A 13,796-nucleotide genomic window follows, 5' to 3' on the forward strand; every position below is an offset into this window, starting at 1 on the left:
TCAGCGCTCGCTTAAACGTGTGACTCTCAGCCCGCACAGCGCGCGCGGACTTTTTCTCGGACAGGCCCAATACCTCCAACCCGCCCGGATCGTGCTCCGAGAGCCCGGGTTCGCTCCGGGCTTCGCCCACCGGAAACGACCAGCCACCATGAGGTGGATCACGACGAAGAGGTCCCGCTCCAACTCGAGCGTGAGCGGCTCCCCGCGGAGCTTTTTCCGGAGCTTCGAACGATACAGCTCGAGGTCGGGGACCTCCGGCATGATGTCACGGTAGTCCGGCGAGGTAGTCGCGACGATGCGACCACCTCCGCCGCAGTTCCTTCTCGAGCAACCGGTCCGTAGGCGCGTCGTCCCGTTCACCACCACGAAGGCCCAGCGGCGGGCAGAGGGCGAGACCGAAACCGAGTTCGCGAATCCGGAAGCTCAACTCGACGGCGGAGAGACCGCCGGGCTCCAGGCTTTCGTCAAACCCACCCACACGCCGCAGAACCGCCCGCGGAGCGACGAGGCCGAGTCCGTCGAGTGCCGCGACGCGAAGCGCCTCAGCCCCGAGCCTGGACTTCACCTCGCCGAGGGCTCCGGGGGGAAGCAGCGGACGAAGTCCCACGGCACCGGTCTCGCGCTGCGTCGCCAGGGCTTCGAGCGCGGGCGTGAGCCAACCCGCACCGTCGGGGCGCTGGCTCGCGTGTGCCAGTGCGACGATCTCGCTCCGCGTAGCCGAAAGACCGAGGTTCCACGCAGCGACGCGGCCGTCACGGGCGCTGCGGTAGAGGGTGACCCGACCCTCCTCTTCCAATTCATCCAGGGCGTCGGACGCAGGATCCCGCGCTGCGGCGATCACTGCCAGGCGGTACGCGCCATCGGAGCGCGCGGCTTCGAACGCGTTGACCGCTTCGATCGTCGCGACCGGATCCGGTCCGGTCGCGAGCAACACCGACACCGACGGCCGAGGGGCAAGTGCAGCCAGACTATCCGCTGCAGCCGCCCACGCGGCCGGATCGCCGGCATCGGGCACCATGTGCACGAGGCGACGCCCGCCGGCTTGCACGGACACATGCCGCATCGTTCGCGCATCCGAGCCGACGAGATCTTCGACGGTATCGATGAGAGCTCGCTCGGTCTGCGCATCGTAGGAGAGAGGGCCGGGTAGATCGCCCGTGGGTGCCGGCGCGTCGTACGCGACGCGCGCACCGTACTCCGCCAGGTCCCGCGCGAGGGCGATTGTCTCTGCGTCCGCGACTCCGACGAGGACCCGAAGCCGGTTCGTGCGGCCCATGTAGTCCTCGCGCAACGCGGACAGGTCCCAGGAAGAAAGTACGCGGAGCCCCTCTGCCGCGGGCGGCGCGCCGCCGTCCGCTTCGCGCGACACGTAGGTCGTCGCGCGCCCGCTTGCAGCCAGGGCCGACGCCAGGTGCGCGGCGCGCTCGCCACCGTTCCCGACCACCAACCACTCCTCCGTGCGCGCTCCCGCCGCGACGGCTGCGGCCGGCGGCGACTTCCGGTCGATGACACGAGAGGAAGAAGACCGGCGGAACACGCGCGCCAGAAGTGAAGGTCGTCTCGTCATTCCCACCCCCTCGTGCCGGCAGGGAGCCCACCCCAGTCGCCGGGCCGCGCGAGCTCCGGCGCCTCTTGGAGCAACGAGGTCAGTTCCGGATGAGACCCTACAGACTCACCGGCAGTTCGTGCCGAGACGAGCGACGCGCGGGCGAATGGGCGCGCTTCGCGCAGTCCCGAGGCGACGAGCGCCGCGGCCAGCGCGACCCTGCTCTGGAATCGATCGGTCCACCACTGCATTCCACGACGAACCAGAGCCCCGACGAGTGCATAGGCGCGCTCGGCTTCCGTCGCTTCGGTGGCCTGCGCGCTCTGATTGCCGCCGTGCCAACGGACGCGCACCCTCCGTTCGGGGACGAGACGGCCGGTCCCCGCTTGAAGGAGCCGGAACCAGAGATCGTAGTCCTGCGCGACGCGCAACGACGGATCGAAGCCTCCGACGCGCACTGCCAGCTCGCGATCGAACAGCGCCCCGGGGGCGCACAGCGGGTTTCGCGGCACCATCGCGCGCAGGATCTCCGCGGAATCGCTCGCGGGCAGATCGAACCACGCCTGGGGCCCCGGTTCGCCGAGAGGCTGGTCCGCGGCGTCGACCACGGTCGGCAAGCAGAACACGACGGCACTCCCGGAGGCGTCGGCCTGTTGCACCTGCGCCGCCAGCGCACCCGGTTCGAGCAGATCGTCTGATGGCAACATCTTCACCCAGCGCCCGCGCGCCAGCTCGAGGCCCCGATTCAGCGTCCGCGACAGGCCGCAGTTCTCCTGACGCACGACCACCAACCGAGAATCCTCGATCTCTTCGAGCCGAGCGACGCTGCTGTCGTTCGAGCCGTCGTCGATCGCAATCACCTCGAAGGCGGCAGCGGTCTGCTCAAGAACGCTTCGCACCGCGGACGCCACGAAGACCTCGTGGTCGTAGCTCGGTACGATGACGCTCACCTGGATGTCTTCGCTCATGACTTGGAACCGGTCGAGTCCGGCATCCTATGCATCGAGAGCCGGTCCGGCACCCCGGGCGGGAGCCATTTTGTATGCGATCCCAACCAGCGGCCGGTGAAGGCGCCGAGATGGTAGAGCGTCGCCGGCACCCCCCAACGCAATGCCACCGCCGCCGCGGAGCGGCCGGTGTGGTCGGACCAGAAACGCAGATCGTTGCGAGCTTCTCGAGCAGAAGCACGCCAGCCCTGCATCAAGGTGAATCCATCGGCCTGCCCGAGTTCTTCTGCCATCGCACGCCAGTGGTCGAAGTTCCGCCTCAGATTGACCCAGGCGGAGTACGAATGCGAGTGCCGGAGGATCGAGTCCCGCACCAAGACCGTGCGCCAACCCGCCTCCAGGGCGTCGCGTGCCCAGGCTCGATCCTCGGCGAACGACACGTCGGGAAACGGTCGATGGAGTAGATCCTCTCGACGGTACGCCGCTCCGTTGTTGGACAGCGAGCACTGGCCGTCCGGGTTTGCCGCGTAGTCCGGATTGCCACGCGCCGATTGAATCGCGGAAACGCCCGGACGAAACGGCGGATGCTCGGTCAACATTCGCCATTCCATCGGATGACACTCGGGCCGCGGGACATGGCGACTCCACGTCGCGGCACACAGGGGATCTTCCTCGAGCGGCCCGATGAGCCGGCCGAGCCAGTGCTCGTCGGCAGGAGCTGCATCCTGCGTGAGGAACGCGACCACGTCTCCCTTCGCCTCACGTGCAGCCAGGTTCCTCGTACGCCCGTGGCCAAACTCATCAGGAGAGATCTGCACGACATGTGCGCCGTGCCTCGAGAGGACGCCCAGGGTCTCGTCGGTCGAGCCGGAATCCACAGCCAGGATTTCAACCAGTTCAAAGGGGCCCTTCTGCGCACGAACGGCACGGAGGGACTCCTCGATGCACGACCCGCCGTTTTTCGTGACGTACGCGACCGTCACCCGAGTCGGCGCGAGTGGCGCCGTTCGCCCTCGGCTCGAGATCACCTGCGCGAACGCGCCCTCGAGGATCGTGGCGGCCTCCGCCACAGTGGGCACACCCGTCACAGGCGACGACAAGGCCGCCCGCAGCTCGGGATCCGCTCGCAAGCGCGCGAGCGCCGACACGAGTGCCGCGACGGAGCCCGGTTCGACGAGCAGTGCGTCCTCGCCGTCGCGCAACCAGTCTGCCGGACCACCGGTCTTCGGCGCCACGACCGCAAGCCCTGCCACGCGCGCCTCTCGAACGACGCGCGACCACGATTCGTCGCACCGCGAAGGGAGCACCAGGACGTCGGCTCGGCCCAACACGCCTGCCAGCTCCGAGGGTGGGAACGCCCCGCGCCAATGCACCGCCCGATTGGCGGTCCGGTCTCGAAGCTTTTGCGCCCACGTGTCCCCCACGGTCACGTCCTCGCCGTGCACCGTGAGCTCGAAGTCGGCTTCCGACAGACGGTCGAACGCGTCGATCAATACGTCGAGTCCCTTGTGCGGCATCAACGTGCCCGCGAAGAGCAATCGAAGCGGTGTCCCGTCGTCACGCCGTTCGCGCGGCTCGACGGGCGGCCTCTGGGAAATACCCGGCTCGACGATCTCGATCCGGCCGCGAAGGAACGGAAACTCCTCTTCGTACCGAGCGCGAAGCGAGGGCGACGGCGCCGTGATTTTCTCCACGCGATCGAGCCGTCTCGCCATGGCATCGAACCGCTGTCGCACCAGATCGCCCACACCGTGCTCCGCGAGACAGCCGACACAGCGGAGGCCGGCGTCCGGGCCAGGACAACGTTCGCCCTGCGCGTCGATCAAGAAGAGGCGGTGACAGAGAAAGTACGCGTCATGCAGAGAGAGAACGACCGGGATCCCAGCCTCGCGGGCCACATCGAGCAGCCGCGTCGAGAGCGAGACGAGGTGCTGAACATGCAAGACGTCGGGACGGACGTCCTCGAGGAAACGGCGAAACGAGCGGTCGAGGAAGTCGCCTTCATAGTACTCGGAGAATGAGCTCCGCGCCCCGTCCCGCACGACGACGCGGCGCACGCTCACACCGCCGACCGTCTCGTCCCGGGTCGCGCCCTCTTCCCCGTCGCCGATCGGATCCCGACAGAACACGAAGAGCGAATGGCGACGTGCCGCGAGCGCCTCGGCTTGCTCGGAGGCTACACGTTCGACGCCGCCGCAACCTGCGGGCGGGTAGCCGTGCACCGCGACCGCGATCCGCACGCCACTGGGCCTATGGAAAAACAGGCGCGTGCACAATCGCCTCGAGCTCATCGACGAGCCCGGAGAACGAAGCGGCGCCGTGCGCCCGGCCGATGGCCTCGGCCGAGAAGCACTGCCCGTTCCGCACGTCCTCGAGAGCCGCCGCCAGGGCGTCCACGTCGCCCGGCGCGACCAGGCGCCCGGTTTCGCCTTCCACGACGGCTTCGGCGAGCCCCCCGACGCGCGTGGTCACCACGGGCCGACCATAGGCGTACGCGAGCGGGACAACTGCCGATTGCGTGCCCGAAACATAGGGCAGGACCGCGATCGTGGCCGCGCCGAAGTACTCGTCGACCTCGGCGGCCGCAACGAATCGATCGTCGATCCGCACGCGATCTCCGAGACCGGCCTTGGAGATCAGCGCGTCGCTCGGCCCGCGATCGACGTACCACTCCCCGGCGAGGACCGCGCGCCACGGCGGCCCGTCCGCGGGAAGCCGCGCCAGCGCCTCCAACAGAACCTCGACGCCCTTGTACCGCCGAACGTGGCCGAAAAAGAGGAACACGATCTCACCTTGCGAGAATCCCAACCGCGCGCGCGCCTCGGAGGCATCGACGCGCGAAACCTCGCTCGGCGTCGGCATCGGGACACGCCGCACCCCCGCCCGAACCCCCAGTGCCCGGAGCGCCTCTGCCTCTGCCTCGGCGTGCACGAGGCAGAGATCACCGTCGTGTAGCCCGAACCGAAGCAGCGGCCCCCAGGGCACACCATCTTCGTGGGGCCGGGCGTTGTGCACCATCCACGCGACCCGCGCCCGGCCGCGGAGCCGACGAGCGATCACCGCAAGGGGCGGCGCGAAGAACGGGTGCCAACGTTGCAGCAGGACGAGGTCCGGCTCGAACGCGGCGGCCTCTGCAGCGGCGCGATACCAGGTCCACGGCGCCAACGAGTCGATCGGCGACGACACGCCGTGCGACGTTTCCGGCGGAGCGGCGCCGGGATCGAGCTGCGTGCGACCCGGAAAGAGTATGTCCGGATACTGTCGTCGGTAGGACAGCACGCGCACATCGTGATTGCGCGAGCGCGCCTCCCGGAGGATCCCCGTCGTGTGTTGCGCGATCCCTCCGCGAAGCGGGTGAACCGGGCCGACGATCGCGATGCGACTCATGTCGTCTGCGCCGGGACCCGACGTGCGACGGCCACGACGGTGCCCAGCAGCAGCCCCGTCACGATGCCGTCGACCGCGTCGCGCAAGAAGTAGTGCACGAAGTCGTGGGCGAAGAGCCCCGCAACCGCGAACGCCGCACCGACGCCGACGCCGTACCACTCCGCCGGGACGGCACTGAGGCGCCGCACACCGGACCACAGCGGCACGAAGAAGAAGACGAGGAGGAAGCCCACTCCGATGACGCCCAACTCGGTGGCGACATGGAGCGGCAACGAATGGGCATGGCCGCGGAACCAATACCGGCTGACATCGAGAGAAGCCTGCCCTACCAGGAGCGACCAGTTTCCGGCACCGAAGCCGAGCCACGGTCGTTCGGCAATCCGGTCGGCTGCGAAGCCGAAGACCTCCGCGCGGGGGCCCAACCCGCCGTGGAGTTCAAACGCCGCCACGGCCACTCCGACCGACAAACCAAGGGCGAGAACGATGCCGGCCGTCGTCTTGCGCCGAGCCCCCGCACTCATGTGGCGACCCGCGAGCATCCAGGCGCCCACGAGCGCGAGCCCACCCACCAGGGTCGCAAAGCTCCCCATCGAGCCGGTCCCCCAGACACCGGCAGCCGCGACGACGACGCCGGCGAGGCAGAACCACGGGAGGACGCCACCCAGCCCGGCGCCCCCGAGGAACAACCCGATCTGCTCGACGTACTCGCCCAGCCGGTTCGGATGCCAGAACAGGGCACGGCCCCGGACTTCGCCGGTCGCACGACGAACGATGACCCGGTAGTTCAGCTCGTGGGTATCCCCGAGCGGGTGGACGAGTTGGAAGCGCTCCGCCGCCCCCCAGGCAGCGTGCGGGATCATCGAGACCAGGGCGCCTCCGACGAGCAGGCGGGGATCGCGTGTCGAGTCCGCGGCAGCGAGCCACGCAGCGAGCACCACAATCAGCCACTTTGCGAGGAGCCCCCCGACGAACGCCGGCTGCTGCGCCCACAACGCCGAGAGGAGAATCCAAGCAGGAAGGCCCGCGGTCGCCAGAGCGAACACGGCCTCGCCACGCAGGACCCGAAGGATCGCGTCCGCCCGCCCCAGCACGGCACCGCAAAGGACGAGCGTCGCGAGATGTACCGCGGGGAAGAACTCGATGCGCAGCGGCGCCAGGGCCAGGACCGCAAGCAACGCCCAGGTCGAAGCCCACCGGCCCAGAACGATCCCGAGAACGACGACGGCGGCACCGCCGCCGAAGAGAATGGCCTGGTCCGCGGTCATCCGTCCGCGGAGAACGGTTCCCACGGCTCGCCGCGCAGGATCGACACGATCCGCTCCGAGGCACGGCCGTCTCCGTACGGGTTCACCGCGCGCGCCATCTTCGCGTGCGCGTCGTCATCCTCGAGGAGCCGATCGGCCGCCGTGACGATCGCCTCTTCGTCGGTGCCCACCAACTGCACGGCGCCCGCCGCGACGGCTTCCGGACGTTCGGTGATCTTGCGCAAGACGATCGCGGGAATACCGAGCGACGGTGCCTCTTCCTGCACGCCGCCCGAATCGCTCAGGATGAGATGGGCGCTCGACATCAACTCGACGAACTCCGGATACTCGAGCGGTTCGATCAGGTGGACCCGAGGAACGTCGCCGAGCACGTCCCGCATGACGCTCTGGACGTTCGGATTCGGGTGCACGGGGTACACGATGCACAGGTCGTCGTGCTTGCGCGCGATACGAGCGATCGCGCGCGCGATCCCGCGCATGCCTTCGCCGAAGCTCTCGCGCCGGTGCGCCGTGACGACGACGCGCCGCTGCCCCGGTTCGCAACCGGTGAACCCGGCGGCGCCCGCACTGCCGCTCGCCTTCGCCTGAATCTCGCGCAACGCATCCACGACGGTGTTGCCCGTGAGATGGAGTGTCTCTTCACTGAAGCCTTCGCGGAGCAGGTTCTCGCGCGAAGCTTCGGTCGGAACGAAGTGCGCGCCACTCACGCGGTCCGCGATGATCCGATTCAATTCCTCGGGAAACGGATGGGCCAGGTCGTGCGTGCGAAGCCCCGCCTCGATGTGCGCCACAGGCACCTGTCGGTAGAACGCCGCCAGAGAAGCGACCATCGCGGTCGTCGTATCCCCTTGGACGAGGAGCCAGTCGGGCCTCACCTCGTCCAGGACCGTGTCGAGCGCCGTGAGGGCTCGCGCCGTGAGCCCCGCCAAGGTCTGGTCGGGGCGCATCAGGTCCAGGTCGTGGTCGGGCGTGATCTCGAAGCGACGCAGGACCTGGTCGAGCATGTGGCGATGCTGCGCCGTGGCGCAGACCTCGACCGAGCAACCGCGCCGGCGTGCCTCACCGACGACCGGCGCCATCTTGATCGCCTCGGGGCGAGTGCCGACGACCGCAAGAAGCCTCATCACTTCTCGTCGGGATGCCACTCTGTGGCCAAGCGCACAAGGCCCGCGTCGGCATCGTCTCCGGCAACCGCGAAATCGACCTCCACGGTGTCGTACAAACGAGTGGCGGTCTCATCGAGGGCGTGCGCGCGAAGCCGGTAGTTGCCTGCCGTGAGCGGGAGCCGGTCGAAGCGGATCCTGTATCGGAAACGGCCGTCACCAAGATTTTCGGGGACGGCGTCGCCCATGTCGCTCGACACGCCGAAGATGGGCGTGAGATCTTCTCGGGTGATCCCGACATGCAATTGCGGAACGCCACCCGGAGCCAGTATCTCGACGTCGACGTCGACCGTCGCATCGACGGGCAGCAGCCGCAATTCACGTCCTTTCTCGTCACGGATCCGAAGATCGACAACCTCGAAGGGTAAGCCCGCGGGCTGGCCGACCGCATGCTTCGTACCCGAGTCCCCCCCGCCCTCTTCTCCGCCCGCGACGGCAGCACCGACGGCTTCTCGGTAGTGACGTATCACCTCGCGGGAGTCTCCGATCTCCGCGACCCGCCCCCGGTCGAGCCAGAGAGTCCGCCCACAGAGACGTTGCACCTGGCCGAGATCGTGCGCGCACAGCACGAGACTCCCGCCCCGACCGAGGAAGGCCTCGAACCATTGACTGCACTTGCGCTGGAAGGCCTCGTCCCCAACCACGAGGACCTCGTCGGTGATCAGGACCTCCGGGTCGAGCAGGGTGATCGTTGCGAACGCCAGTCGAAGTCGCATGCCGTCGGAGTAGGTCCGGATCGGGCGGTCGAAGAACTCTCCGATCTCGGCGAAAGCCTCGACCTCTGCGATGCGCGCCCGAGCCTCCGTTCGCGACATGCCCGCCTGCAGCACCAGAAGGGTCTCCGCATTCTGGCGACCCGTCTCGAGTGCGTTGAAGCCAACGCCGAGGTCGAGCAGGCATGCGAGCCTGGCATGGACCTCGACGTGCCCAGTCGTCGGCCGCGCGGTGCCCGCGAGCAAGCGCAGCAAGCTCGACTTGCCGGCCCCGTTGCTTCCCACCACGCCGAGAGAGGCGCCCTGATCGAGAGAGAAGGAGACGTCTCGCACGGCCCAAAAAGAGTTCGGGCGATCTTCGGTCGCTCCCCCGCCGCGAAGTTGGGCGAGGAGCCGCCGAATCCGCGAAGGACCGAGCTCGTACCGCTTGCCGAGGTCCCGGGCCGCGAGGACGACAGGGGCTCGCCCCCCATCAACGGTTCGGCTCAGGGCTCTGGATTCCTGCCCCAGGTCTGCTCCCACCCTTGCGGGACCGGAACGGCCCGCAACGCGGCGATGAAGGCGTCGATGTTCATCGATGCGTCCAACTCCTCGGCAAGTTCGTCGACACGGCGGTGCTTGATGTCCCCCGCGAACTGCCTGGCAAGAGAGGCTTCGAGCGCGGGACGACATTGCTCGAACGATACGACCGCCGACTCACGACGGTCGAGCATTGCGTACACCACCTTCCCCTGCGGCGTATCGACCAGACCCGTTTGCTCTCCCGCTTTCAGCGCCGTGATCTCCTGTACCCCGGCGGCGCCTCCGAGATCGGCCTCTGTCATCCAACCGATCTCACCGTTGGGCAACTTGCTCTTCAGGTCGGACAGCTCCTCCGCGACCTCGCCCAGTGGGTCCCCCGCCGCCAACCGTTGCGCGATCTGATCCATGCGTCCGAGTGCGGCGGCGCGCTCGGCGTCGCCCGCCTTCGCGCCGATCACGACACCCACACGAGCGAGACGGAATGCCGCAGGCGCCGTGCAGAGTTTTTCCTTGGCGAGCGCGTAAAGCTGCTGGAGTTCCTCTTCGCTGGTCGCGTACTCCCGCGTTTCGAGGTCTTTTTGGTACTCGAGGCTGACGAATCGGCGCGCAACTGCTTTCGAGGCGGCCTGCAAACCGGGCCGACGCCGGTAGAGCCCGTTGCGGGACGCATCGGTCGCGAAGAGCAGGCCGGCGTACCACTTCACGGCAAAGATCCGCGCGGCGTTGTCGTCGGAATGGAGCGAAGCAAGTTGGGGGGGCGGCAGGAAGGAAAATTCGCGAGCGAGCGCCGGCCCAGTGTATTTGATCTCTCCAACCTGAACGACCGGGGACTCGTTCTTACCTTCCGCTGTGTCCTCTGCCCACGCCAGGAGGCTTGAGAACGAAACTAAGAAAACGACAAATTGAACGACGATTCTCATTGCGCGCTTCACCTGATCCCCCGTTTCCGCCGCGCCAAGCGGCACGACGATGAGGCTCGCATACCGTTTCCTCCACAGGAACGCCAGAACATGCAGCAAACGCCAATATTTCATCGCACGACCGGCACTGCAGTGACGATCGTGGCCCCGAAAAAGCCCGCCCTATGACGCTCTGGACGCGGTATGACTCTTGCGGGGGAAGCTCTCCGGGTGCCCCGTGTCGGTTGACGGCCCGCCCATCGCATCATAGAAATATAGTGAACGATCGTGGGGGGGCGGTCGCAGGCTCAGCGCGTGAGCTGCGCCTGCTTACGGAGGAGGTGGATTCATGAGAGAGACACCAATGAAGATGTTGATCGCGAGCGCGGTCGTCGCGACGCTGGCGATTCCCGCCTTGAGCGGGGCAATCGTGCTCAACGGGGTGAGTTGCGAGGACTTCACGATCACGGGCACGACGACCAACGGACAGCTGCCAAGCAACGGCCTGAACCTCGAAATTCATGACTGCGGCCCCGAAGGGGTCTCGCCGTTTGCCGGAGGTAACAATAGCTCCTGCGGCAATGGCGCAATCGACGGAGTCGAGCAGTGCGACGGCGCTCAGTTGAACGGACAGAGCTGCCAAAACCGCGGCTTCGACGGAGGCACGCTCCGCTGCAACAACGTCTGTTCATTCGACGAAGGCGGTTGCACCTCGTCCCCACCCCCAACTGGAAATGGAAACTGCCCTGACGGTTACCTGACGGAGTCGGTCTTCACTGGCCAAAACACCGTCGGCCTGAAGAACGTTTCGATTCCTCCCGGAACGACCAAGCGCTACTGCCTCGATGTGGGCGAGCCTCTCGTAGGGTCATCTGTGGACATCAGCCGCATCATCGTGAGCTGGGGCGATGCGACAGATTACGTTTGCGGTGCCGTAGAAGTGAAGATGTCGCAGTTGTTCGGAAGCTACCAATCCACGAAGGCCTCGACCGGGACGAGTGGCAGCGTGCGCTTCACTTCCGGACGCAGGTGCTCGGGTTGCGTCGACCGCGGAGTCTACCAAATCACAATCGAAGGAAAAAAGCTGTACAATCCTCAGGATCCGAACTGCAAACTGTTCCACATCACTGCAGGTATAAGCTGAAGAGTGGTTACATGCTACTCGCCGAGAAGGGGGGCGTCGCAAACCGCGGCGCCCCCTTTTTTGCGGGAGATGCTCTTCTTGCGGGGCGGTCCCACTCACCAGTACTCGTCAAGGAGTCGTTCGAGGCGAGAGAACAAGATGCGGGCTAGGAGGAGGCTGCCCGCGACAGCCACAACGAGCGCACCGAGCGCCGTCCCGGAGGGCCACGGGGACCCCAGAACCACGGTGCGATAGAGGCCCAGCAGTCCCGTGAGGGGGTTCAACGACGCGACACCACGCACGCCTTCGGGAAGCCAGTCGCTCGCGTAGAGCACCGGCGAGACGAAGAAACCGATCGTCAGGACCGCCGCGACCACATGAAGCGTGTCGCGCACGACGAGATACAGCGGCGCCAGAACGAGGGCCAGCCCGGTCGTGAGCAGCCAACCGACGACGACCACGACGGGCAGCCCCAGCCACGATAGACGCGGCGGCGCGAGGCCGATCGCGCCAAAGATGGCCAGGAAGAGCAGAAAGCCCACGAGTTGCAGGAAGATCGAAGCGGTCACTGCGGCAACGACGACCGCCGATGGTGGGATCGGCACCTTGCGAAGTAAATGCCCCTGGTCCACGAGGGCACTCAGGCCCCGCATGACGCCCTCGTTGAAACCCCACCACGGCCATAACCCGCAGAAAAGCGAAGCGATGAACGGCACCTCGCCGTCACCGGCCACCGGCGCCGCGTAGAGGTAACCAAAGATGAGCGTGTACGACGCCAGCTGAATCGCCGGATTCAGCAACGACCACACCAGGCCAAACCGAGCCCCGACGAAGCGGGACCGAATGTCACGGCGTACGAGTTCGAGAAGCAGGGCTCGATTCTCCACCAGCGACTTCAGGACCCCCACAAAGCCTCCGGCGCTGCCTTTGATGAAGTACGGTGCCAGCGATGGCGAAGAAGGACGGAGCCGATCTCTCGCCGGGCGCCGACGCATTCGACCCATAGAGTCTCCTGTGCCGCCGACGTGCTCGGGTCCGACAAGCGCAGCCGATAGCGACCCGGCAGGATGCTCCCTGCCGGGATCGTCAAGACCCCGCCCCTCCACCCATCGACGGGAATCCGGGCGACCACTGCGCCGTCGGGCCGATCGATCTCGACCTCACGCACCGCGGCGCTCTTTTCGGCCGCAAACGGCACCGAAATCTCCCAGGGATCCTCGAAGCGCATGCGCACGTGTCCCCCGGTCGTGACCGAGGCTCCAGAAAGAACGGCCAGAGCCCGCCCCCCAGCGGGGATCGAACTCTGTTCGGCCCGCACCGCCGACCTCCGAGGTTCGCTCCAACCCCCGGCGAGCGAATCCCGGTAGGCCTTGGCCACCTCGCCCGCGGGCCCGACAGCGCGCTCGCGCCCGCGCTCGAGCCACAGAGCCGTCCCGCAAAGCTTTTCGGCGAGGTACAGATTGTGGGTCGCGAGCACCAGCGTCCCGCCCCCCTCTACGAAATCGACCATATGGCGAGAGCACTTCCTCTGAAACGACTCGTCGCCAACCGCCAGGACCTCGTCCGTAATCAGAACCTCGGGTTGGGTCGCGATCGCGATCGCGTAGGCGAGGCGCAAACGCATCCCCTGGGAATAGACTCTCACGGTCTCCAGCAGAAACGAGCCCAGGTCGGCAAAGCCGGCCACGAACTGTTCGGCCGTCGCGAGGTCGCGACCTCCGAGGCCGAGTAATCGGAGCGACGCCCGAACATTCTCCGCGCCGGTCATCTCATCAACCAGGCCCGAGCCCAGATCCAGCAACAGGCCACGCGCCCGCAAATCCGCAGCGACCCGCGTGTCGGCAGGGCCGTGCCTGCGAGCAAGCGCAGCAAGGTACTCTTACCGGCGCCATTACGGCCAAGCACCGCTAGAGCCGCCCCTACCGGCAAGGAGAACGTGACTCCGGCGAGGGCCGGATCCTGAGCGCGCACCGCTCTGGGCGAGAGCAGCGCACCAAGGCCCGCCCCATAGGCCTTCTCCAAGTCGACCGCCTCGATCGCGACGGACGACGCTGGTGACGGGACGTTGGTGGGGGCCTCGTTCATTGGGCAAGAAAAAGGGGAGGCCCGCGTGAGCGAGCCTCCCCTTTTACCGGTTCCTAGCTGAAGTGAATCAGCTCTCGCCGGGACGGAGCAGAGTCTGCTCGTACAGAGGCGGTACGGTGTTGCCGTAAACGCCGCCGACGCTCCCG

Annotated in this window: 11 protein-coding genes; 1 reads left to right on the forward strand and 10 read right to left on the reverse strand. The window is 67.0% G+C overall.

From position 1 onward, the window contains the following. Positions 1-265: 265 nt before the first annotated feature. The 8 genes from P8R42_12690 to P8R42_12725 form a co-directional block, all read right to left on the reverse strand. Positions 266-1,567, reverse strand: coding sequence for a hypothetical protein (locus tag P8R42_12690; GenBank protein MDG2305478.1), 1,302 nt, complete (start codon positions 1,565-1,567; stop codon positions 266-268). Continuing rightward, complete coding sequence (locus tag P8R42_12695; protein ID MDG2305479.1) at positions 1,564-2,514, reverse strand: glycosyltransferase; 951 nt, start codon at positions 2,512-2,514, stop codon at positions 1,564-1,566. Before P8R42_12695 ends, P8R42_12690 begins: the two co-directional genes overlap by 4 nt. Then, positions 2,511-4,733, reverse strand: coding sequence for a glycosyltransferase (locus P8R42_12700; protein MDG2305480.1), 2,223 nt, complete (start codon positions 4,731-4,733; stop codon positions 2,511-2,513). Before P8R42_12700 ends, P8R42_12695 begins: the two co-directional genes overlap by 4 nt. A gap of 10 nt (positions 4,734-4,743) precedes the next feature. Continuing rightward, positions 4,744-5,880, reverse strand: a complete 1,137-nt coding sequence (locus P8R42_12705) for a glycosyltransferase (protein ID MDG2305481.1) — start codon at positions 5,878-5,880, stop codon at positions 4,744-4,746. Next, on the reverse strand, positions 5,877-7,169 hold the full coding sequence (locus P8R42_12710; GenBank protein MDG2305482.1) for a hypothetical protein: 1,293 nt from the start codon (positions 7,167-7,169) through the stop codon (positions 5,877-5,879). The genes P8R42_12705 and P8R42_12710 overlap by 4 nt, the downstream gene beginning before the upstream one ends. Continuing rightward, positions 7,142-8,269 carry a UDP-N-acetylglucosamine 2-epimerase (non-hydrolyzing) gene (gene wecB, locus P8R42_12715; protein ID MDG2305483.1) on the reverse strand — a complete coding sequence of 376 codons (1,128 nt, stop codon included), beginning with the start codon at positions 8,267-8,269 and terminating at the stop codon, positions 7,142-7,144. Before wecB ends, P8R42_12710 begins: the two co-directional genes overlap by 28 nt. Next, entirely contained in the window at positions 8,269-9,354 is a 1,086-nt protein-coding gene (locus tag P8R42_12720; protein MDG2305484.1) for an ABC transporter ATP-binding protein, read from the reverse strand. The genes wecB and P8R42_12720 overlap by 1 nt, the downstream gene beginning before the upstream one ends. Positions 9,355-9,506: 152 nt before the next feature. Next, positions 9,507-10,577: a peptidylprolyl isomerase gene (locus P8R42_12725; GenBank protein MDG2305485.1), complete on the reverse strand. Its 1,071-nt coding sequence runs from the start codon at positions 10,575-10,577 to the stop codon at positions 9,507-9,509. 214 nt (positions 10,578-10,791) lie between these two features. On the opposite strand from P8R42_12725, the gene P8R42_12730 reads away from it, so the two are divergent. Continuing rightward, positions 10,792-11,586, forward strand: coding sequence for a hypothetical protein (locus tag P8R42_12730; GenBank protein ID MDG2305486.1), 795 nt, complete (start codon positions 10,792-10,794; stop codon positions 11,584-11,586). A 95-nt stretch (positions 11,587-11,681) separates the two neighbouring features. Here the strand turns inward: P8R42_12730 and P8R42_12735 are convergent, their stop codons facing one another. After that, positions 11,682-12,473 (reverse strand): ABC transporter permease, encoded by a 792-nt coding sequence (locus tag P8R42_12735; GenBank protein MDG2305487.1) that lies wholly within the window; start codon positions 12,471-12,473, stop codon positions 11,682-11,684. Further along, positions 12,461-13,366, reverse strand: coding sequence for a hypothetical protein (locus P8R42_12740; protein ID MDG2305488.1), 906 nt, complete (start codon positions 13,364-13,366; stop codon positions 12,461-12,463). Before P8R42_12740 ends, P8R42_12735 begins: the two co-directional genes overlap by 13 nt. Between the last annotated feature and the right edge of the window lie 430 nt (positions 13,367-13,796).

The organism is Candidatus Binatia bacterium (assembly GCA_029243485.1).
In the GTDB taxonomy this organism is placed as follows: domain Bacteria; phylum Desulfobacterota; class Binatia; order UBA12015; family UBA12015; genus VGTG01.